The organism is Aliidiomarina sp. (assembly GCF_047920995.1).
In the GTDB taxonomy this organism is placed as follows: Bacteria; Pseudomonadota; Gammaproteobacteria; order Enterobacterales; family Alteromonadaceae; genus Aliidiomarina.
This window is the reverse complement of sequence record NZ_JBLRWZ010000012.1, coordinates 44388-63890: the sequence shown is the minus strand read 5'-3', so window position 1 is coordinate 63890 and position 19503 is coordinate 44388. Positions and strand designations below refer to the sequence as shown.

The window sequence follows — 19503 nt, the reverse complement described above, 5'->3', positions numbered from 1 at the left end:
CTCTTGTGCCGTGCCTTTTGCAATTAAACTACCTTGGCTCACGATATACGCAATTTCGCACGCAGAGAGCGTTTCGCGCACATTATGGTCGGTAATTAACACGCCAATGCCGCGATCGCTGAGTTGCTGAATGATTTTTTTGATATCAATAACGGAAATTGGGTCTACTCCAGCGAAGGGTTCATCAAGCAAAATAAATTTTGGCTCTGCAGCCAGTGCGCGGGCGATTTCTACGCGGCGGCGCTCACCACCAGAAAGGCTCATGCCAAGGTTATTAACGATATGGCCAATGTGAAACTCGTTTACCAGTTCATCTAATTTATCTTCCCGTTGCGCAGCGGAGAGCTCTTTGCGAGTTTGTAAAATGGCCATAATATTATCGCGCACGGTTAGCTTGCGAAATACTGATGCCTCTTGCGGAAGATAGCCGATACCTTTGCGGGCGCGGGCATGCATGGGCAATAAAGTAATATCGTCATCATCCAAATGGATACTACCTTTATCGTTTTTTACTAAGCCAACAATCATATAAAAAGTGGTGGTTTTACCGGCACCGTTAGGGCCTAACAATCCAACCACTTGGCCGGCATTTACTTCAATAGTAACGTCTTTAACAACGGCGCGGCCTTTGTATGATTTCGCTAAATGCTTAGCTATAAGAGTGCTCATGATTAACTTTGCTCACTTTCAATACGGATGTTGATAACTGGGTTATCGGTATGCTTAAGGATTTTGCTGCTCGGTACGCGGCCGGGGGCGGAAAATGGTTTCTACTTGGCCTTCTTCGCCACGAGTTGCGCTAACCTGTTTCTGTTCAACGTTGTATACAATGCTTTCTGCCCGCACCAGGTTGCCATCTTGAAACAACTCTGCAGCACCAAATAAACGCAGCACTCGTTCGGTAGCATCGTACTCAATGCGCTGCGCATGGGCATTTACAATAAAGCCCTCTTCAATTTCTTGCTCGTAGGTGGCAGGTTCACCATTCCGCCCCTCAAGAACAAATAGCTCGGCCTCATTAGAGTTTGCATCGGTGCCGGTAATTTCTAGTGTATGTGCCGTAATCAGCATACTACCTTGGCTAATACGCACATTGCCACTGGCCCGATAAATGCCATCGCCAGAATCAAATAGGCTATTGTCTGCTAATACCCGCATATCTTGGGCAAAATCGCGCTCCAACGTGCTTGATTGTGCGAACGCTGTAGTGGCAACAAGCAGCAAACTAAGGCTGGCGAGAACGAGGGCGGTAAATGGTTTCAACATGGTGAATCAGCTCCATTTGCTGTGCTTCTAAATCAACGCGCATACCATTACCCCGTACCGTAAACTGTTGGCCTTGAATAACCACGGCAGCATCGGTGTGCATAGTGCGGGTTGGTAAATCGATATTAATGAAATCGGTTGTGATTTCATTAATATATCCTGTATTCGAACGGTTTAGTATGATTACGTTGGCTTCTAGCTCAAGGCGCTCGCCTTCGTAATAGCGGCCATGATCTGCGGAAACTTCCCAAATGGTGCCGGTTTCGTTGGCATTTGCCCGTTCTTCCGGGAGAAAGTTAACGTACTGCGGATTGGTAAGCTCAGTAAGGTTTAAGGCACTAAAGTGTGCCATTCGTTCCGCACGAATTTGTTGCGCCAACCTACCATCGGATTCAAACACTTTCGTTTCCAAACCAATGGCAGTGAAATCTGGTATCAGTTGCTCAGAGGCATCGCCGGTATCGGCACGCTCTGGCTCATGAAATACATTCCATAAAAATATGCCGATGGCAGCAGCCACTATAGCAAGAATGATCAGGCTACGCCGATTCACGTACTGCTCTCCTGCACTTGATGTAACAACCCTTGGCTAAGGAGAATAATATCGGCTAGTTCACGCACCGCACCGAAACCGCCGCGCTGTTGAGTAACGTAATCAGCCTGTTGTTGCACTTGTGGATGGCCATCAAACACGCTTAACGCAAGGCCAGAGGCCTGTAATAGTGGTAAATCGGGTAAATCATCACCCACACTGGCGGTAGCATCGCTGGTAATACCCGTGGCCTGCCAAATGCTTTCTAGCGCTTGTTGTTTATTATGTTGGCCTTGGAAAATATGCTGCACGCCAAGTGCCCGCATTCTATTTTCAACAATAGCGGATTCTCGGCCAGTAATTACCGCAACTTGAATACCGGCAGTAATTAATGCTTTTACTCCCAAACCATCGCGAGTATGAAATGCTTTTAATTCTTCACCAGAATTGCCGAGATAAATACGGCCATCGGAAAAAACGCCATCTACATCACATACCAGCAGTTTGATGTTGGCGAATTTAGCCATTAATGCTTGGTGAATATCACCGTACCAGGTGCTTACGTATTCCTTTGCTGCATGGGAATGAGGTGAATTGCAATGCGTAGCCATTACATTACCCCCGCGCGCAGTAAATCATGCATGTTGAAGGCGCCTACCACGCGTTGCTCTTTATCTAGCACGATAAGGCCATTAATTTTACGGCTTTCCATGAGCTTTAACGCTTCCGCAGCTAAGGTTTCCGGCGCTGCAGTTATACCGCCCTTGGTCATTACCGTATCAATGGTGGTGTTATGAATGTCTACCCGCTGATCGAGAATGCGCCGTAAATCGCCATCGGTGAACAGGCCGAGCAAACGATCTTGGTCATCTACAACAGTGGTCATGCCTAGGCCTTTCTGAGAAATTTCTAGCAATGCTTCGGTAATAATGGCGCTGGCGGGTACTTTTGGTGTTCGTTCATGGCTATGCATAATATCGCTTACCCTTAGTAATAAACGCTTACCAAGGCTGCCACCAGGGTGTGAAAGGGCAAAATCATCGGCGGTAAAGCCACGCGCGTGTAATAGCGCCACTGCTAACGCATCGCCCATTACTAAGGTAGCCGTAGTGCTCGCAGTAGGGGCTAAGCCTAGTGGGCAGGCTTCTTCTGCCACCGCCACGTTTAAATGCACATCGGCAAGGTTGGCCAAGGTAGAGCCTGGTTTACCAGTAAGAGCCACGAGTGGCACACCTAAGCGCTTAATTACCGGTAAAATATTCAGAACTTCGTTGGTTTCGCCGGAGTTTGAGATGGCGATTACCGTATCTTGTGGGGTAATCATCCCCAGATCACCATGGCTAGCTTCACCCGGATGCACGAAAAATGCGGGAGAACCGGTACTCGCTAATGTGGCTGCTATTTTGCCACCAATATGGCCTGATTTTCCCATGCCAGTAACCACGATACGGCCTTTGCAGCGCAACAATAGCGCGCATGCCGCCGCGAAATCTTGGTTAATTGCTTGTGCTAGGGCGGCAATCGCAGCCTGCTCGATTTCGAGTACGCGCTTACCTTGCCAGATAAAGCCTTCTTGCGATGCAGGCGAAACATGTTCAGACATTGGTCTATCCTGTGTTTTTTTCAGTATACCTAAAAGCATATTAATGGCTGCAGTATATCACTGCTACCAACGAATTCAGCTATTGTGTGCGTGATTCTGCACCAGCGCAATGGCTTGCAAGGAAACCAGCGCATATTAATGCACCGTACAGACGGTTTTATTTGGAGAGCAAGTAATGACAAGTTCAAATCGTGGGGGCCGCCCAAGTAAACGTGAATTTATTCTTGAAAAGGCTGAATTGCTAGTACAAGAACGCGGCGCTTCGCACCTTACTTTTGATGCACTCACAGAGAAAACAGGGATTAGTAAAGGCGGGTTGTTGTATCATTTTGCCAGTAAAGAAACTTTAATTATGGCAATGCTTGAGCGTTACATTGAGGCTCGCGAGCAGCGTACTGGAGCAATTTTAGCGAAAGGCGAAATTACGGGGCCCGATGCAGCTTTAAAAGCTATGATTATTGCTGAACTTTCCGAACCCCATGAAATGTTAGCCGTGGACAGTGCAATTTTAGCTGCGGTTGCCAGTAATCCGAGCTTACTCGATCCAATAAAACATAAATATACGGAACTTTCTGCGCGTTTGGATAACAGTAAGGTAGGTGGTGCACGAGCACGGGTAGCGTGGAAAGCCACCATCGGCCATCGGTTAATGCGCCAATTGGGTTTAATTGAGTGTGAAACAGAGGCCCAGTGCGCAGAGTTTGGTAAAGAAATCGTAGCCTTGCTCGATGAAGATACTTACAACGCCAACAAGTAATCGAAATGCCCGAAGCAAATTAATCCGGTGAATAGCACTTTGGCGGTATCTTAGTTCAGTGCTATGATGCGGGCTCACAGGATTTCTGTAATCAGTTACACTACGCACCAATTTAATATTCTGGAAAGTGGCAGCGCTCAAGTGGTAGCGCTCAAGTGGCAGCGCTCAAATGGTAAGGCGAAGGCAGTGTGTTTGCCGTAAGCGCCAATCGGCCTACGAGTAAGAGGCAAATTGTGGATAATTTAGTAACAGTAGAAGATGTTTATTTTAAACGTGGTGATACGTCTATTTATGAAGGCGTTAGTTTGCAGGTGCCGCGTGGCAAAGTAACCGCAATTATGGGGCCTAGTGGCTGCGGTAAAACTACATTATTGCGCCTGATAGGCGGGCAATTAAAGCCGCAAAGTGGTTCTATTCAATTTGCGGATTACGAAATCAACAAGCTCGGTAGAAACCAGCTGTTTAATGTGCGCAAGCGCATGAGCATGCTGTTTCAAAGTGGCGCGCTATTCAGCGACATGACCGTGTTTGAGAATATTGCTTTCCCGTTACGCGAACACACCGATTTACCTGCGAACATTATTGCTACGGTAGTGAAAATGAAGCTGCAAGCGGTGGGTTTACGAGGCGCTGGTAATTTATTCCCTAGTGAGCTTTCCGGTGGTATGGCACGCAGAGCAGCACTTGCGCGCTCCATCGCGTTAGACCCTGAATTAATTATGTACGATGAACCTTTTGCTGGCCAAGATCCAATTTCCATGGGTGTACTCGTGAATTTAATTCGTTCATTAAACAGTACGCTGGGGCTTACCTCTATCGTGGTTTCGCACGATATTCATGAAGTAATGAGTATCGCCGATCATGTGTGCATTATGGCCAACAAAACCATCGTTGCCCAAGGCAGCCCAGAGCAATTGAAACAGGAAGGGAATCCACTGGTGCATCAGTTTATGTATGGCGAACCGGATGGCCCAGTTCCGTTCCATTACGCAGCGAACGGTTACAACGCTGATTTATTGGGGGGCGGTAAACCATGAAGTTTTTTATAGATATTGGCCGTAATACCCTGAATACCGTGCGTGGTGTAGGCGGCGCATCAATTATGCTATTCCAAGCGCTGGTAGGAAAACCACAGCCGCGGAAAATGTTTCCATTACTACTGCGGCAGCTGTATGTAGTGGGTGTGCAATCGATGCTTATTATTCTTATCTCCGGCCTGTTCATTGGCATGGTGTTGGGGCTGCAGGGCTACACTATTTTGGTGGATTTTGGCGCGGAACAAGCGCTTGGCCCGATGGTGGCATTATCGTTGCTGCGAGAATTAGGGCCGGTAGTTACCGCGCTGTTATTTGCCGGTAGAGCCGGTTCGGCGCTTACTGCCGAAATTGGCTTGATGCGCACAACAGAGCAGCTCTCTAGCTTAGAAATGATGGCAGTAGACCCTTTGCGCCGGGTAGTAGCACCGCGTTTTTGGGCTGGCTTAATTAGTATGCCACTCCTTGCATTTATGTTCAGCGCCATTGGTATTTACGGTGGCTTTATCGTGGGTGTGCAATGGCTTGGCGTTGATGATGGCGCATTTTGGTCAGTTATGCAGGCCAGTGTTGAATGGCGCCACGATGTAATGAATGGTTTTATTAAAAGTGTTGTATTCGCCATCGTAGTTACATGGATTGCGTTATATAAAGGCTACACCGCGGAACCAACCTCTCCGGGCATCAGTGCAGCAACCACACAAACGGTTGTGTATGGCTCGTTGGCGGTATTGGGATTGGATTTTGTTTTAACAGCATTGATGTTTGGGTGATTTATGGAAGCGCGTAAAATTGAATTAATGGTAGGTATTTTCATTTCGGTGGCTATTGCGGCTCTGGTATTTTTAGCGATGCAAGTAGCCAATCAATCGAGCTCAACACGAGGTGAAACTTACACCTTGTATGCGAAATTCGATAATATTGGCGGCTTGAAAGTGCGCTCACCAGTGAAGGTTGGCGGTGTTGTGGTTGGCCGCGTTACCGATATTAGCCTGGATCGAGAATTTTTTGAACCAGTTGTAGAACTTCGGATTAGTAAAGAATTTTCCGGCTTTCCAGAAACAAGCACGGCATCTATTCTTACTTCTGGCCTACTCGGTGAGCAGTATGTTGGCTTAGAGCCTGGCTTTATGGATGATGATATTTTTGTGCTAGAGAATGGTGACACGATTTACCATACCAATTCGGCCATGGTGTTAGAGAACCTGATTGGCCAATTCTTGTTCAGCCAAGGTAATGATTAAGCAAATGGCAAAACTCGAGCTAAAAGAAAACAACGGTACTGTAATGGTGAGCGGGCCTTTAAATCGCGATCACGTGGGCGCCGCATGGCGTTCACGTAGTGGTTGGCTTGGCACTTCGGGCGATGTGAACATCGATTTAGCAGGTGTTGAGCAAGTAGATTCTGCAGGTTTAGCCTTCCTTATTCAGGTAAAAGCCGAGTTAGGTGAGCAAAATCGGGAACTAACTTTGCAGAATATTCACACTCAGCTGCGCCAGTTTGCCGAGGTGAGTGGCGTTACCGAGCTGCTTTCGTTAAGCTATGCAGAATCGAAATCAGCCCCTTAATTACTAACCTAATTATAAGTTATGGACGCCCCGATGGACCCTAAAGAAATAGAAGCGCTATTACAATCTGAGCTTGGCCTCGATGAAGTGCATGTAACTGGCGAAGGTAGCCACTTTCAAGTGCTTGCTGTAAGCGAAGCGTTTGCCAATTTATCGCGCGTGAAACAGCAGCAAATGATTTATCGCCCATTAAACGACAAAATCAGCGATGGCACGATTCATGCTCTAACAATTAAAGCGTTTACTCCAGAAAAATGGCAGCGTGAAAAGCTGCTTAACATGCCGGGCTGAGTTTAGATTTATGGAAAAGTTAGTTGTTCAAGGCGGTACCCGCTTACAAGGCGAAGTGCGCATTTCTGGTGCGAAAAACGCGGCGCTGCCAATTCTTCTGGCATCAATTTTAGCACGCAGCCCGGTACGTATTCATAACGTTCCGCGCTTGCAAGATGTAGAAACTTCGTTGGAACTTCTTGGTGAGCTCGGCATTCCGCATGAACGCGAAGACGCATGTAGTTATTTAATTTCCCCGCCGGAAAAACACGGTTACATTGCTCCCTATGAGCTGGTGAAAACCATGCGCGCATCTATTTTGGTGCTCGGCCCTTTGCTGGCAAAGTGTGGCCATGCGGAAGTGTCGTTACCCGGTGGTTGTGCCATTGGTGCGCGGCCGGTAAATCTGCATATTGAAGGTATGCGGCAGATGGGCGCCAAGGTAGTAGTAGAAAATGGCTATATCAAAGCGCATGTTCCTGCCGAGCTGGGTGGCCGCTTGCAAGGCGCGCACATTATTATGGATATGGTGAGTGTTACCGGCACTGAAAACCTGATGATGGCTGCTGTGTTAGCGCAGGGCGAAACCATTATTGAGAACGCGGCGCGTGAGCCAGAAATTATTGATTTAGCTAACTTCCTTAACGCGCTGGGCGCTGATGTGCGCGATGCCGGTAGCGATACGATACACATTCATGGTGTAGAACGCTTGCATGGTGGTGAGTACGCAGTGCTGCCAGATCGTATTGAAACCGGTACATTCTTGGTGGCTGCGTTAGCCACGCAAGGGCACATTCGCTGTACCCACACGAACCCGAACTTTTTAGATGCGGTATTGAAAAAGCTTACCGAAGCTGGCGCCGAAATTCGCAAAGGCGATGATTGGATCGAGCTAATTAGCCACGGCCGGCCACGTGCTGTGAGTTTAGTTACTGCGCCGCACCCCGCGTTTCCTACCGATATGCAAGCACAGTTCATTGCGCTTAATGCCGTAGCGGAAGGCACAGGTGTAGTGCGAGAAACCATTTTCGAAAATCGTTTTATGCATGTACCGGAATTGCGCCGGATGGGTGCAAACATCGAACTTGAAGGCAATACTGCTATTTGTACTGGCGTAGATACCTTAATGGGTGCACAAGTAATGTGTACCGATTTACGGGCATCAGCATCATTGGTGATTGCTGGCATGGTTGCTGAAGGTACTACGGAAGTTGAGCGGGTATATCACATTGATCGCGGCTACGAAGCGATTGAAGAGAAACTGCGTGCACTAGGTGCCAATATTAAGCGTGAGCAAATGTGCCCAACGCGAATAAAACGCACGCAAGATTAGCAGCTAGGGTAAGCATTAGGCCTCAGGCTTTGGCAGTGTAAGCGGCAGCAATGCCGCTACTGCAATTTTTCGAGAATTACCTGTACTTCCATTTCCCGATTACCACGATAAAAACGAATATCCAGCGCACTGCCGGGTTTCGCTTCTGCCACTAAATCAAGGCCTTGGTTTACAGATGTAACGGCTTGGCCACCAATTTCAAAGATAAAATCACCTGGCCGTAAGCCCGCCCGCCATGCTGGCCCTTGGTCGTCTACTTCATCTACTCGTAAACCGCGAGTAGAGAAATCATCGCTATAATATTGCCCAGCTACGATACCGAGATAGCCGCGTGTTACCGTGCCTTCACTAATCAGCTGGCGCATAATGCGCTGCGCAAGGGGGTAGGAAAGGGCGAAGTAAATGCCTTGCGAACCGCGGCTGCTGTATTCTGCTTGGTACGAAGCACTGGCAATACCTACCAGTTCGCCACGGCTGTTCACTACAGCACCACCCGAGTTTCCTTCGTTAATGGCGGCATCCATTTGAATAAACTCTGCATACGCGCTGCCTAAGCTAATGCGGCCGGTTGCGGAGATAATGCCTTGGGTAACGGTTTGCCCAAGGTTGTAGGGGTTACCAATCGCCAGCACGATATCGCCAGCGCGTGGATTGTAGCTTTCGTTTACGGCAATGGTAGGTAGGTTCGCTGCATCAATTCGCAATACGGCCAAATCGGTAAGCGTATCGCTGCCCACCAATTGCGCACCGAATATACGCCCATCTTGCAACGCCACTTCAATTTGATCTACATCTTGCACCACATGCAATGCGGTAAGAATATAGCCGCGGCTCTCCATGATAATGCCAGAGCCCAAACGCATTGCCGTAGCAGGGCGGTTACGCACCCGCGTATCGCGAATGGATTGGGTGGTATAAATATTTACTACGGCCGGCGCAGCACGCTCGAAGGCGCTAGAAAAGCTCATTACATCGGAGCTTGCTGGCGGCTCAGGGAATTCGCTTGCAGGATTCGGCCGGTTTATGAACCACAACACAATAGCGGCAACAATCAAGCCCAGCAACGCTGGTTTAACGATATATTGCAGCAATAGCTGGCTAAAACTAATTAATTTGCGGCTTCCCGCCTGCCCAGTGTTTGGCTTCATTTTGGTTATTGATCGCTAGTTCTATGGAGTAGAATTTAACGATTAATATAACAGGAATACACCGGCTCGGATAGAGCCGGCGAATTCCCAATAACAGCCTAAATGTTGTTATAAAAGCTTAGTTTGGCAGCACTAAATACAATTGCGAGTTACCGCGGCGTACGTTTAATGCCACTACACCACTGGTTTCACCTATAGCCTGTTGTAGCTCACGGGCGTTGTTTACTAGCTGTCGGTTTACGGCAATCACCACATCATTTTCACGTAAGCCAATGCGATCTGCTGGTGAGCCAGTTTCTACGGCAATAACACGTATGCCTTGCCGATCATCGGTACGTAACTCGGCTCCACGCAGGGCTGGATGAAGCGTATCTGCGGCAATTTGTTGAGTTTGTTGCTTATCTAACTCAACAGCTACCGTTAACTCGCTGCCATCGCGCAGCAAAGTAAGTTCTACCGTGCGGCCAGCGCCAATGGTGCCTACTTTTGCAGCCAGTTCAGCAAAGGAGAACACCGTGGTGCCATCCAGCGCAATAATCACATCGCCAGCTTGAATGCCTGCTTTCGCTGCGGCACTGTCTTCTACCACTTCGCTTACCCATGCGCCTTGAGTGCGGTTAATATCTAGAGCATCGGCTAGCTCCTGGGTAAGGTTACCGCCGCGAACGCCAAGCACCCCACGGCGCACTTCACCAAACTCTACGATTTGCTCAACCAGGTTTTTCATCATGTTGGCAGGAATGGCAAAGCCAATGCCGATGTTGCCTCCTGCGGCACCTAAAATGGCAGTATTAATGCCAATCAAGTTACCCTGCAAATCTACCAGGGCACCACCTGAGTTGCCGCTATTAATGGCCGCATCGGTTTGAATGAAGTTCTCTAAGCGATCGATACCCAGGCCGCTGCGGCCAAGCGCCGAGATAATACCCGAGGTTACGGTTTGGCCGAGGCCAAATGGGTTACCAATGGCAACCGCAAAATCACCAACGCGAAGTTGGTCTGAGTTACCAATCTCGATTTGCACTAAATTACGCGGGTTTTCGAGTTGCAATAGGGCGATATCCGATTCTTCATCACGGCCCAGCACAGTGGCACTAAACTGGCGGCCATCTTTTAAGGTAACGGTTATTTCGTTGGCATCGTTAATCACGTGATTGTTGGTTACTACATAGCCTTGTTCGGCATCAATAATTACGCCAGAACCTAAGCCCTGAAATGGTTGTTCGCGCACTTCTTCGCGCGGCGCGTTGGGGCCAAAGAAAAAGCGAAAGGCTTCCGGTAGGCGTTGGCGGGTTACCCGTTTGCCTTGTACAGAAATATTCACTACCGCAGGAGTTACTTCTTCTAGCATCGGCGCAAGAGTTGGTACGCCGCGCTCGTTGGTAGCGGTAGCAGGAAAGTTAGCAAATGCTTGGCCACTTACGGCAGGTGAAAGCAAAAGTGCGCTGGCAATGGCCAGCGAAGCACACAACGTCGCTAATTTTCTCATTAATGATTCTCCGATTGATTACCAAAGTTAACGATAAAAAAGCACTGCGCGGTATTTAATGCGCGCAACTGCAGTATTAGTTACTGATGTTATTCACTACAAAGACCATAATTTTTGCAAATAAGTTCTGCGGAAATATTTTTCAAGCGAAAAATGCGCAAAAAAAAGGAGCCATGCGGCTCCTTTCTATGAATATTTTTTGGCGATTAATCTTCTTTCATAGCCTTAGGTATTGGCGTAAATAAACCGCTGCCTGGCTCTGAGTAATCACGCGGGGGCAGTTCTGCGGTATCACTTTCACTGCGGCGATCTTTATTCAGAATGTTCGCTTGCCGAATCGAGCGAATCGTATCTTCGGAAAAGAATGGTAATGTTTGCTGCCAATCTTTCTCTTGCTCTAATAGTTGTTGGCTATCTTGCAGAAACAGATTCAAGCGATGCTGGATATCTGTTACCTCAGAGGCTAACTGACGTGCAGTAGAAAGTTGCTCTACTACATCTTTACGGTAGGCTGAAAACTGCTCTTGCGAGCTCTCAATTTGTGCTTTTAGCTCTGCGGCATCACTGTACTTCGCCAGATAATGGCGTGCCGCGAAAAAGCCAATAACAGTACCGGCAATTAATAATAAAACTCCAACCAGCCAATCCATAATAAGTTCCTCTTAATGGTAATAGAGCACAGCTTAGTTTATTTCTAGCAGCTTAGCTTGTGCTTTGCTGCATATTCAAGTGTGATCCTGATGCTGAGTTAATGGTATCATGTAATTATTCAAACAGTCGTCAGATGTCAGGCAAATTTGTGTCGGAAAATGTAAATACTCCTTGGTTAGCTTACCAACGCGATCTAGAACGTGATGATTTTCATCATGATCCTGCGCAAGAAGAAGCTGTTCGTCACTTACAGCGGTTATATGATGATTTACTCGCCGTTAAACCCGCGCGTGGAATCAAAAAAATCTCCAAAAAGATACTGGGTAAACAAACTAAGGCTCGCGTAACCGGTTTGTACTTCTGGGGGGGCGTGGGCCGCGGTAAAACTTATCTGGTAGATACCTTCTATAATGCACTGCCATTTGAGCAAAAGTGGCGGGTACATTTCCATCGCTTTATGCATCGAGTGCATCACGAACTTGGCGAGTTGAAAGGAAAGGCCGATCCACTTCCCTTGATTGCCAAGCAGTTTGCGCGCGAAGCGCGGGTTATTTGCTTCGATGAGTTTTATGTACAAGATATTACCGATGCCATGATCTTGGCTACCTTACTCGATGCCTTGTTTAAAGAAGGTGTGGTGTTAGTAGCAACCTCGAATATTGTGCCGGAAGATTTATATAAAAATGGTTTGCAACGCAGTCGTTTCTTGCCTGCTATCGATTTAATCCAGCAGCATTGCGAGGTTGTGAATGTGGATGGCGGTATTGATTACCGGTTACGCACACTCACCCAAGCAGAAATCTATCACTCGCCGTTAGATCCGCAAGCTGATAAAAATTTAATTAAATACTTTTATCAACTAGCGCCAGATCACCAAGCGCACCGCTGTGATGAGAGCATTGAAATTAATAACCGCAAGCTTATGGTGCGATGCGAAACTGATGATGTGGCCTTTTTTGATTTCAAAGTGCTTTGCGAAGGGCCCCGTAGCCAAAATGATTACATTGAGCTAGCAAGGTTGTACCACGCGGTACTCATTAGTAACGTGCCAGAGCTTGGTCGAGAGAATGATGATGCGGCAAGGCGCTTTATTGCGTTGGTAGATGAATTTTATGAGCATCGCGTGAAACTTATTATATCCGCAGCTGTGCCGTTATCTGATTTGTACAGCGGTGGCACGTTAACCTTTGAATTTCGCCGTTGCTTAAGCCGATTACAAGAAATGCAATCACATGAATATTTAGGTTTCTCGCATCTACCGTAATTTCTTCAAGATCGTACGGATCTTCGTTGCGTTTAAAGTGCTGCGTGTATATAATACCCGCCGCCCACGTTACCTCCCCCGGTTCAAAGCGGGGTGAAACATAATTGGCATTTCGCGGGGAAGCCCGGAAGGCCCCAGGTAAACTCATGAATTTGGGTAATAGATAACTCATGAAAACATTTGTAGCAAAAGCAGAAACTGTAAAGCGCGACTGGTTCGTAGTTGATGCAGACGGTAAAACTCTTGGTCGTTTGGCCACTGAGATCGCAACTCGTTTGCGTGGCAAGCATAAGCCTGAATATACTCCACACGTGGATACTGGCGATTACATCGTTGTTGTTAATGCTGAAAAAATTACCGTTACTGGTAATAAAGCAAAAGACAAAATCTATCACTCGCACAGTGGTTATCCAGGTGGTTTGAAGTCTATCAGCTTTGAAAAGCTACAGGCGAAGAAGCCAGAAATGATCATCGAAGCAGCCGTAAAAGGCATGCTGCCGCGTGGTCCTTTGGGTCGTGCCATGTTCCGTAAGCTTAAAGTGTTTGCGGGTCCTGAGCATGCACATGTAGCTCAGCAGCCTAAAACTTTAGAGATTTAATACGGAGCATATACAGATGGCAGATAATCAATACTACGGTACAGGTCGTCGCAAAAGCTCTACAGCTCGCGTATTTATGCGTGCTGGCGGCGGTGACATTAAAATTAACAATCGTACGCTCGAAGAATACTTCGGTCGTGAAACTGCACGCATGGTAGTGCGTCAGCCGTTAGAACTTCTTGAAGTTACTGAGAAGTTCGATCTTTACGTTACCGTTACTGGCGGTGGTACTACTGGTCAAGCGGGTGCAATTCGTCACGGTATTACTCGTGCACTTATGCAGTACGATGAAGCATTACGCGGCGAATTACGTAAAGCGGGTTATGTTACTCGTGATGCGCGTAAAGTTGAGCGTAAGAAAGTTGGTCTACACAAAGCACGTAAGCGTCCACAATTCTCTAAGCGTTAAGCTGGAAAATTACCGACCTGTTGCAAGACCATTTGCAAGACAAAAGAAAGCCTGGCTCACGCTGGGCTTTTTTATATCTGCAGTTCAGCACTCCCCCGATGAACTCATTCTAGGCATTTCTCGTAACCCTTATAGAAGTAAAGCTGCGAAAGAGTTACCCAACACTGGTTATATGCTGAATAGCCCCTCATTTCACCCTGATTTGATTGCTGATTCACCTTGTAAAGAGAGTGGCTTTTCTTTATCATTATGTAGATTTTTTTTCGTGCGAGCATTGAGTAAAATTAGCTGCGAAATATCGCACAGCGTCCAAACTGGAGAGAGATGGATGAGCAATGCGCCTGTAGATAAAGGTCGCCGTCGGTTCCTAACCGTCGCTACTGCGGTAGTGGGTGGAGTAGGAGCTGTTGGTGCAGCCGTGCCTTTCATTGCTTCATGGAACCCGAGCGCTAAAGCCCGTATAGCGGGTGCTGCGGTGGAAATGAAGATTGATAAGATTGACCCGGGTCAATTAGTTCGTGCCGAGTGGCGCGGTAGCCCAGTGTGGGTTATTCGTCGTACTCAAGCCATGTTAGATAGCCTCCCATTAGTGGAAGGCAACCTACGTGACCCTGAATCAAACGAACCACAGCAACCCGAGTATGCAAAGAACCAACATCGTTCAATCGACCCTGAGTGGTTTGTTGCGGTAGGTATTTGTACCCATTTAGGTTGTTCACCACAATTTATTCAACGTGATTTCGTGGATATGGAAGGAGTAGATTCAGGTTTCTTCTGCCCATGCCATGGTTCACGTTTTGATATTGCTGGTCGGGTTTTCTCAGGTGTTCCGGCACCTACCAACCTAGTGATTCCGCCTCACTATTTTGTTGATGATGCAACAATCTTAATTGGTGAAGAAGAGGGAGCAGCCTAATGTCCTTCATGAATTGGCTTGATAAGCGTATCCCGTTTAGCAACACGATGAAGTTGCACGTAACGGAATACCCGGCACCAAAGAACTTCAACTTTTGGTACTTGATGGGCTCTTTAGCCATCGTTGTGTTGGTTAACCAAATTGTTACTGGTATTTGGTTAACAATGAACTACAACCCAAGTGCGGAAGGTGCGTTTGCCTCAATTGAATACATCATGCGTGATGTAGAATATGGTTGGTTATTACGTTATATGCACTCCACCGGCGCCTCGGCATTTTTCGTGGTGATCTATCTGCATATGTTCCGCGGCATGATGTATGGCTCTTATCAAAAACCACGCGAATTGCTGTGGATTTTCGGTATGTTGATTTTCTTAGTGCTTATGGCAGAAGCCTTTATGGGGTACTTGTTACCTTGGGGCCAAATGTCATATTGGGGTGCACAGGTAATTATTTCACTCTTCAGCGCAATACCGGTGGTAGGTGATGAACTCACCACTTGGATTCGTGGTGATTATGTAATTTCCGGCGCTACCTTAAATCGCTTCTTTGCTTTACACGTAATTGCCCTACCTTTGGTGATTGTGATTTTGGTGTTCTTACACTTAATCGCGTTACACGAAGTTGGCTCTAACAACCCTGAGGGTGTTGATAACAAGAAGCCAAAAGGTACTGTGAAGCCAGAAGATCAAGCGCAATTTAAGTTCCACCCACGCTACACTGATAAGTACGATATCGTTGATGCGATACCGTTCCACCCGTATTACACGGTGAAAGACATTGTGGGCTTGGTGGTATTCTTAATCTTGTGTTCATTGGTAATTTTCTACGCACCTACAATGGGCGGCTTCTTCCTTGAGCCACCAAACTTTGAAGCGGCAGATCCAATGCGCACACCAGAGCACATTGCACCAGTTTGGTATTTCACGCCGTTCTACGCAATTTTACGGGCGGTTCCAGATAAGTTGTTAGGTGTAGTTGCAATGGGTGGTGCTATCGTAATGCTTGCATTACTACCATGGCTCGATCGCTCGAAAGCGCGTTCTATCCGTTACCGCAGCACCTTGCATAAAGTGAACTTAACGCAGTTTGCTATTTCATTCGTAATCCTAGGTTACCTAGGTGCGATGCCAGCAACTGATTTGTACACCTTAATGGCACGTATTTGTACGGTGTTATATTTCGGTTTCTTCATCTTCCTCTTCTTGTACAGTAAGAATGAGAAGATCAAGCCATTACCAGAGAGGTTACTGAAATGATGAAGCGTTTTCTAATAGCTCTGGCATTCTTGTTACCTGCCGCTGTAATGGCGGCACCGTACTCGGGCCCGCTAGACAAAGCTGATATCGATCAATCTGATAAAGTTTCGTTACAGCGTGGTGCGCAAATCTACATGAACTTCTGCTTGGCTTGCCATAGCATGCAGTATCAGCGCTATTCGCGTACGTTCGATGATTTGGGTATTCCGGCTGATCTAGGTGAAGAGTACTTGCAGTTTACCGGTACCCCTGGCTCGCATAAGTTTTCAGCTATCGATCGTGAAGCAGCGGCAGAATGGTTTGGTTTGGCTCCGCCAGACCTCACCATGGTTGCTCGTGTGCGCGGTGCCGATTGGTTGTACACTTACTTCCGCAGCTTCTACGAAGATGATAGCCGTCCGTTTGGCGTAAACAATGAAGTATTTGAAAACGTGGGCATGCCGCACGTTTTACAAGAGCTTCAAGGTATACCGCGAAAAACGTACGAGCGTCGTATGGTAGATGGCGAAATGCGCGAAGTGTATGTAGGCATCAAATCAGATGGTTCAGGTTCATTAAGTGATGATGAGTTCGATCAAGCTATGCTCGATCTTACTAATTTCTTAGTGTACACCGGCGAGCCAATGATTCTCGAGCGCCAACGTATGGGCATGTTCGTGATTGGCTTTTTGCTAGTATTGTTAATTCTCAGCATCTTGTTGAAGAAAGAATACTGGCGTGATGTTAAGTAATTCATTTTACTTAAACATAATTACTAGTTATTGAGTATTAAACGTAAAGCATCCTGTTATGAGTTGCGTTATGTACTGATAGTTAAGTAATATTTTCGGGGGCGATATTCGCCCCCTTTGCTGTTTTCAGAGAGTGGAGAATTGTATGGCTGTGGCTGCCAATAAACGTTCAGTAATGACCCTGTATTCGGGTAGTGATGATTTGTTTAGTCATCAAACACGTATCGTGTTGGCTGAAAAAGGTGTAACTGTTGAGATCGCTTTTGTAGATCAAGGCAATCAACCGGAAGATTTACTTCAGTTGAACCCCTATGCAGATAACGTTCCTACGTTGGTAGATCGTGAGCTAGTGCTATATAAAGCACAGATCATTATGGAATACCTTGATGAGCGTTTTCCACATCCGCCGTTAATGCCGGTATATCCAGTAGCCCGCGGAACCAGCCGTTTAATGATGTATCGTATTGAACGCGATTGGTACACATTAGCGGATACGGTTTTGAAAGGTACCAAAAAAGAAGCCGATGCAGCTCGCCAAGAATTGAAGGAAAGCTTGTTAGCGCTTGCTCCAGTATTCTCTGAAATGCCGTACTTCATGAGCGAAGAGTTCACTTTAGTAGATTGCTACTTGGCACCGTTGTTATGGCGCTTACCAGTATACGGTATCGAATTAAACGGCGCCGGTGCGAAAGAAGTGAAAGCTTACATGTTACGTGTTTTCGATCGCGAATCGTTCCGTGATTCGTTAACCGAAGAAGAACGTGAAATCGGCCGTAGCTAAATATCACTAAAATTCAATGTAATTGAGAGTTTAGATTTGATGACACCAAAACGCCCCTACATTTTACGCGGCTTGTACGAGTGGTTAATCGATAATGAATTAACCCCGCACATCGTAGTAGATGCGGAGTGGCCCTATATTCAGGTGCCACAGCAGTACGTGCAAGATGGGCAGATCGTATTGAACATTGCTCCAGGTGCTTTACAAGGCTTGCAAATGGGCAACGAAGAAATTCGTTTCTTTGCACGCTTTCAAGGTAAAGAGCAGCGCGTACTCATTCCTATGGGTGCGTTACTGGCGATTTATGCAAAAGAGAATGGCGCAGGTACTATTTTCGAACCGGAAGAAGCTTATCTACTAGAAATACAAGATGAGCAGCAAGGGGCGAGTGGCATTGCGCTGGCCACTACTGATGCAAGCCCTGATTCGGGCCCTGATTCGAGTTCCGATTCAAGCACTGATTCGAGCACTGATTCAAGCACTGATTCGAGCCCTAATTCGAGCAAGAATGCGAATGCTGATCAAGATGATAGTCACGATAGCAGTAGTAAAACCGCGAAGAAGAGCCCAAGCTTGCGGATCGTAAAGTAACAACCAGCGAGTAAACGAGCAGCAACTAAACCCGATAATTACACAGTAATTAAGCAGAAAGCGGATAATTTACATCCGCTTTTTTTCTCAGTGAAGCTTTTGCAGAAAGCGCGTAAGGCAATACAGGCGGGCAGCTGTGTAAGGTTAATGTGGCTCAGCTTATGGGCTAATGGTTAACACATTCACCACTTTTTCAACGCCCCGAACATGCCGCGCTATTTCAATCGCTCGATCTGCGGCCTCGCTATCTACCACACCCAGCAAAAACACTTCGTTGTTCTCGGTAATTACTTTAATACCAGAGGTTTCGTATTGTTGCTCGCGCAGCAGTAGTGTTTTTACGCGCGTGGTAATCCATGTATCGTCGCTGCGGGTAATGAAATTGGTTCGCTCGCGAATACGGATTTGGTTAAACACATTAACGGCTCCAGCAGTTTCGCGTGCGTATTGCTCTGCTTGCCGAGCGATACTTTCACTTTCCGCCTGCCCATACAGTAAAATATCGCCGTTATAGGCCACAAATTTCACGCGCTGGTTAGTAAACGCGGTGTTCTGCTGTAATTTTGTAGATAGCTCTAAGCGAATGCCCGAATCATCAATTTGCCGATTCACATCGCGGCTATCTAATAACACCGCAGTAGTACCTACGGTTGTGCCAATTACCACCGCTGCGCAACCTTGTAACAAGGGTACGCAGCATACGATTGCTAATACTAATCCGCGAAGCATTGCCATTTATCCCCCGTGAAATATCTCTTGTTCAATTAAATCGCAAAGCAGTTGGCTGATAAACAGTTGTTGCTCAACAATCCGTGATGGATTGGTACTTGGAATGCGTACCTCAACATCAGTAGGGCCTAATAAACCGGTAATCTCTTGCGCCTCATCGCCAGTAACGGCAATGATCGTCATCTCGCGGGAAAGCGCCGCTTCCATCGCTTGGTGTACGCGTTCGGATTGCTGTTGGCTAACAAAGGCTACCAGCAAATCACCGGCACTACCCAAAGCACTTAGTTGGCGAGCTAAACTGCATTGCTCACTGGGCAGCATCGAGTTTGCGCCTAAAGTAACTGCAGGGAAAGGTGGGCGCTCTAGCTGGCTGCCATGCAATAGGAGATCACTGAAGTGCTGCGCAACAAAGCTACTGTTGCCATCGCCACAACTAAAGATGCGGCGGCCTTCAAGCAAGCTGGCTACCATTAAGTTGGCGGCGTGCTGAATTGAAGGGGCTAATGTATCGGCGGCGGCAACCTGAATTTGAATGCTTTCGCTGAAATAGGCTTTAATGGTGTCTTGCATAC

The 19503-nt window shown here is 47.1% G+C and carries 25 protein-coding genes; 15 read left to right on the top strand and 10 right to left on the bottom strand.

The window, feature by feature from the left end; translation table 11 throughout:
* The 5 genes from lptB to ACNA7P_RS05025 all read right to left on the bottom strand — a co-directional run.
* The coding region (gene lptB, locus ACNA7P_RS05045; protein WP_416257519.1) for an LPS export ABC transporter ATP-binding protein at positions 1–669 on the bottom strand (669 nt) is incomplete at its 3' end.
* Between the two features lie 54 nt (positions 670–723).
* Positions 724–1266, bottom strand: coding sequence for a lipopolysaccharide transport periplasmic protein LptA (gene lptA / locus ACNA7P_RS05040; protein WP_416257518.1), 543 nt, complete (start codon positions 1264–1266; stop codon positions 724–726).
* Positions 1226–1819 carry an LPS export ABC transporter periplasmic protein LptC gene (gene lptC / locus ACNA7P_RS05035; RefSeq protein WP_416257517.1) on the bottom strand — a complete coding sequence of 198 codons (594 nt, stop codon included), beginning with the start codon at positions 1817–1819 and terminating at the stop codon, positions 1226–1228. The genes lptA and lptC overlap by 41 nt, the downstream gene beginning before the upstream one ends.
* A complete protein-coding gene (kdsC, locus tag ACNA7P_RS05030; RefSeq protein ID WP_416257516.1) occupies positions 1816–2409 on the bottom strand; it encodes a 3-deoxy-manno-octulosonate-8-phosphatase KdsC in 594 nt (197 codons plus the stop codon). Before kdsC ends, lptC begins: the two co-directional genes overlap by 4 nt.
* Positions 2409–3401: a KpsF/GutQ family sugar-phosphate isomerase gene (locus ACNA7P_RS05025; RefSeq protein ID WP_416257515.1), complete on the bottom strand. Its 993-nt coding sequence runs from the start codon at positions 3399–3401 to the stop codon at positions 2409–2411. The genes kdsC and ACNA7P_RS05025 overlap by 1 nt, the downstream gene beginning before the upstream one ends.
* Before the next feature lie 175 nt (positions 3402–3576).
* Between ACNA7P_RS05025 and ACNA7P_RS05020 the strand changes: the two genes are divergently transcribed.
* The 7 genes from ACNA7P_RS05020 to murA all read left to right on the top strand — a co-directional run bounded on the left by ACNA7P_RS05020 (position 3577) and on the right by murA (position 8364).
* The gene (locus tag ACNA7P_RS05020; protein ID WP_416257514.1) at positions 3577–4158 is read left to right on the top strand and encodes a TetR/AcrR family transcriptional regulator; all 582 of its coding nucleotides are present in this window, start codon (positions 3577–3579) and stop codon (positions 4156–4158) included.
* Between the two features lie 233 nt (positions 4159–4391).
* On the top strand, positions 4392–5195 hold the full coding sequence (locus ACNA7P_RS05015) for an ATP-binding cassette domain-containing protein (RefSeq protein WP_416257513.1): 804 nt from the start codon (positions 4392–4394) through the stop codon (positions 5193–5195).
* Positions 5192–5965, top strand: coding sequence for a lipid asymmetry maintenance ABC transporter permease subunit MlaE (mlaE, locus tag ACNA7P_RS05010; RefSeq protein WP_416257512.1), 774 nt, complete (start codon positions 5192–5194; stop codon positions 5963–5965). The genes ACNA7P_RS05015 and mlaE overlap by 4 nt, the downstream gene beginning before the upstream one ends.
* Before the next feature lie 3 nt (positions 5966–5968).
* Positions 5969–6436, top strand: coding sequence for an outer membrane lipid asymmetry maintenance protein MlaD (gene mlaD / locus ACNA7P_RS05005; RefSeq protein ID WP_416257511.1), 468 nt, complete (start codon positions 5969–5971; stop codon positions 6434–6436).
* Between the two features lie 4 nt (positions 6437–6440).
* On the top strand, positions 6441–6761 hold the full coding sequence (locus tag ACNA7P_RS05000; RefSeq protein ID WP_416257510.1) for an STAS domain-containing protein: 321 nt from the start codon (positions 6441–6443) through the stop codon (positions 6759–6761).
* A gap of 33 nt (positions 6762–6794) precedes the next feature.
* Positions 6795–7052, top strand: coding sequence for a BolA family protein (locus ACNA7P_RS04995; protein WP_416257509.1), 258 nt, complete (start codon positions 6795–6797; stop codon positions 7050–7052).
* Positions 7053–7062: 10 nt separating this feature from the next.
* Positions 7063–8364 (top strand): UDP-N-acetylglucosamine 1-carboxyvinyltransferase, encoded by a 1302-nt coding sequence (gene murA, locus ACNA7P_RS04990; protein ID WP_416257508.1) that lies wholly within the window; start codon positions 7063–7065, stop codon positions 8362–8364.
* 56 nt (positions 8365–8420) lie between these two features.
* Here murA and ACNA7P_RS04985 read toward each other — a convergent pair whose 3' ends face one another.
* The 3 genes from ACNA7P_RS04985 to ACNA7P_RS04975 all read right to left on the bottom strand — a co-directional run bounded on the left by ACNA7P_RS04985 (position 8421) and on the right by ACNA7P_RS04975 (position 11651).
* The gene (locus tag ACNA7P_RS04985) at positions 8421–9512 is read right to left on the bottom strand and encodes a trypsin-like peptidase domain-containing protein (protein ID WP_416257507.1); all 1092 of its coding nucleotides are present in this window, start codon (positions 9510–9512) and stop codon (positions 8421–8423) included.
* A gap of 118 nt (positions 9513–9630) precedes the next feature.
* Positions 9631–11001, bottom strand: coding sequence for a DegQ family serine endoprotease (locus ACNA7P_RS04980; protein WP_416257506.1), 1371 nt, complete (start codon positions 10999–11001; stop codon positions 9631–9633).
* A gap of 206 nt (positions 11002–11207) precedes the next feature.
* Positions 11208–11651 (bottom strand): YhcB family protein, encoded by a 444-nt coding sequence (locus tag ACNA7P_RS04975; protein ID WP_416257505.1) that lies wholly within the window; start codon positions 11649–11651, stop codon positions 11208–11210.
* Positions 11652–11785: 134 nt separating this feature from the next.
* Here ACNA7P_RS04975 and zapE point away from each other — a divergent pair, with 134 nt between their 5' ends.
* The 8 genes from zapE to ACNA7P_RS04935 all read left to right on the top strand — a co-directional run bounded on the left by zapE (position 11786) and on the right by ACNA7P_RS04935 (position 18202).
* On the top strand, positions 11786–12916 hold the full coding sequence (zapE, locus tag ACNA7P_RS04970) for a cell division protein ZapE (protein WP_416257504.1): 1131 nt from the start codon (positions 11786–11788) through the stop codon (positions 12914–12916).
* Positions 12917–13086: 170 nt separating this feature from the next.
* A complete protein-coding gene (gene rplM / locus ACNA7P_RS04965; RefSeq protein ID WP_126806900.1) occupies positions 13087–13515 on the top strand; it encodes a 50S ribosomal protein L13 in 429 nt (142 codons plus the stop codon).
* Positions 13516–13531: 16 nt separating this feature from the next.
* Positions 13532–13924, top strand: coding sequence for a 30S ribosomal protein S9 (gene rpsI / locus ACNA7P_RS04960; protein ID WP_007420843.1), 393 nt, complete (start codon positions 13532–13534; stop codon positions 13922–13924).
* A 328-nt stretch (positions 13925–14252) separates the two neighbouring features.
* Positions 14253–14840: a ubiquinol-cytochrome c reductase iron-sulfur subunit gene (gene petA / locus ACNA7P_RS04955; protein WP_416257503.1), complete on the top strand. Its 588-nt coding sequence runs from the start codon at positions 14253–14255 to the stop codon at positions 14838–14840.
* The gene (locus tag ACNA7P_RS04950) at positions 14840–16099 is read left to right on the top strand and encodes a cytochrome b (protein ID WP_416257502.1); all 1260 of its coding nucleotides are present in this window, start codon (positions 14840–14842) and stop codon (positions 16097–16099) included. The genes petA and ACNA7P_RS04950 overlap by 1 nt, the downstream gene beginning before the upstream one ends.
* Positions 16099–16830, top strand: a complete 732-nt coding sequence (locus tag ACNA7P_RS04945; RefSeq protein WP_416257523.1) for a cytochrome c1 — start codon at positions 16099–16101, stop codon at positions 16828–16830. Before ACNA7P_RS04950 ends, ACNA7P_RS04945 begins: the two co-directional genes overlap by 1 nt.
* 145 nt (positions 16831–16975) lie before the next feature.
* The gene (sspA, locus tag ACNA7P_RS04940) at positions 16976–17611 is read left to right on the top strand and encodes a stringent starvation protein SspA (RefSeq protein ID WP_416257501.1); all 636 of its coding nucleotides are present in this window, start codon (positions 16976–16978) and stop codon (positions 17609–17611) included.
* A 39-nt stretch (positions 17612–17650) separates the two neighbouring features.
* Complete coding sequence (locus ACNA7P_RS04935) at positions 17651–18202, top strand: ClpXP protease specificity-enhancing factor (RefSeq protein WP_416257500.1); 552 nt, start codon at positions 17651–17653, stop codon at positions 18200–18202.
* 159 nt (positions 18203–18361) lie between these two features.
* Here the strand turns inward: ACNA7P_RS04935 and ACNA7P_RS04930 are convergent, their stop codons facing one another.
* Together ACNA7P_RS04930 and ACNA7P_RS04925 are read right to left on the bottom strand one after the other, a co-directional pair.
* Positions 18362–18937, bottom strand: a complete 576-nt coding sequence (locus ACNA7P_RS04930; protein WP_416257499.1) for a BON domain-containing protein — start codon at positions 18935–18937, stop codon at positions 18362–18364.
* Complete coding sequence (locus tag ACNA7P_RS04925; protein ID WP_416257498.1) at positions 18938–19501, bottom strand: D-sedoheptulose-7-phosphate isomerase; 564 nt, start codon at positions 19499–19501, stop codon at positions 18938–18940.
* Positions 19502–19503: the final 2 nt, after the last annotated feature.

Bases quoted from the DNA above. Each gene is read 5' to 3' on its own strand.
- lptA (WP_416257518.1), bottom strand. From the start codon at position 1,266: ATGTTGAAACCATTTACCGCCCTCGTTCTCGCCAGCCTTAGTTTGCTG.
- kdsC (WP_416257516.1), bottom strand. From the start codon at position 2,409: ATGGCTACGCATTGCAATTCACCTCATTCCCATGCAGCAAAGGAATAC.
- ACNA7P_RS05025 (WP_416257515.1), bottom strand. From the start codon at position 3,401: ATGTCTGAACATGTTTCGCCTGCATCGCAAGAAGGCTTTATCTGGCAA.
- ACNA7P_RS05020 (WP_416257514.1), top strand. From the start codon at position 3,577: ATGACAAGTTCAAATCGTGGGGGCCGCCCAAGTAAACGTGAATTTATT.
- mlaE (WP_416257512.1), top strand. From the start codon at position 5,192: ATGAAGTTTTTTATAGATATTGGCCGTAATACCCTGAATACCGTGCGT.
- mlaD (WP_416257511.1), top strand. From the start codon at position 5,969: ATGGAAGCGCGTAAAATTGAATTAATGGTAGGTATTTTCATTTCGGTG.
- ACNA7P_RS05000 (WP_416257510.1), top strand. From the start codon at position 6,441: ATGGCAAAACTCGAGCTAAAAGAAAACAACGGTACTGTAATGGTGAGC.
- ACNA7P_RS04995 (WP_416257509.1), top strand. From the start codon at position 6,795: ATGGACCCTAAAGAAATAGAAGCGCTATTACAATCTGAGCTTGGCCTC.
- murA (WP_416257508.1), top strand. From the start codon at position 7,063: ATGGAAAAGTTAGTTGTTCAAGGCGGTACCCGCTTACAAGGCGAAGTG.
- ACNA7P_RS04985 (WP_416257507.1), bottom strand. From the start codon at position 9,512: ATGAAGCCAAACACTGGGCAGGCGGGAAGCCGCAAATTAATTAGTTTT.
- ACNA7P_RS04980 (WP_416257506.1), bottom strand. From the start codon at position 11,001: ATGAGAAAATTAGCGACGTTGTGTGCTTCGCTGGCCATTGCCAGCGCA.
- ACNA7P_RS04975 (WP_416257505.1), bottom strand. From the start codon at position 11,651: ATGGATTGGCTGGTTGGAGTTTTATTATTAATTGCCGGTACTGTTATT.
- zapE (WP_416257504.1), top strand. From the start codon at position 11,786: ATGTCAGGCAAATTTGTGTCGGAAAATGTAAATACTCCTTGGTTAGCT.
- rplM (WP_126806900.1), top strand. From the start codon at position 13,087: ATGAAAACATTTGTAGCAAAAGCAGAAACTGTAAAGCGCGACTGGTTC.
- rpsI (WP_007420843.1), top strand. From the start codon at position 13,532: ATGGCAGATAATCAATACTACGGTACAGGTCGTCGCAAAAGCTCTACA.
- petA (WP_416257503.1), top strand. From the start codon at position 14,253: ATGAGCAATGCGCCTGTAGATAAAGGTCGCCGTCGGTTCCTAACCGTC.
- ACNA7P_RS04950 (WP_416257502.1), top strand. From the start codon at position 14,840: ATGTCCTTCATGAATTGGCTTGATAAGCGTATCCCGTTTAGCAACACG.
- ACNA7P_RS04945 (WP_416257523.1), top strand. From the start codon at position 16,099: ATGAAGCGTTTTCTAATAGCTCTGGCATTCTTGTTACCTGCCGCTGTA.
- sspA (WP_416257501.1), top strand. From the start codon at position 16,976: ATGGCTGTGGCTGCCAATAAACGTTCAGTAATGACCCTGTATTCGGGT.
- ACNA7P_RS04935 (WP_416257500.1), top strand. From the start codon at position 17,651: ATGACACCAAAACGCCCCTACATTTTACGCGGCTTGTACGAGTGGTTA.
- ACNA7P_RS04930 (WP_416257499.1), bottom strand. From the start codon at position 18,937: ATGGCAATGCTTCGCGGATTAGTATTAGCAATCGTATGCTGCGTACCC.
- ACNA7P_RS04925 (WP_416257498.1), bottom strand. From the start codon at position 19,501: ATGCAAGACACCATTAAAGCCTATTTCAGCGAAAGCATTCAAATTCAG.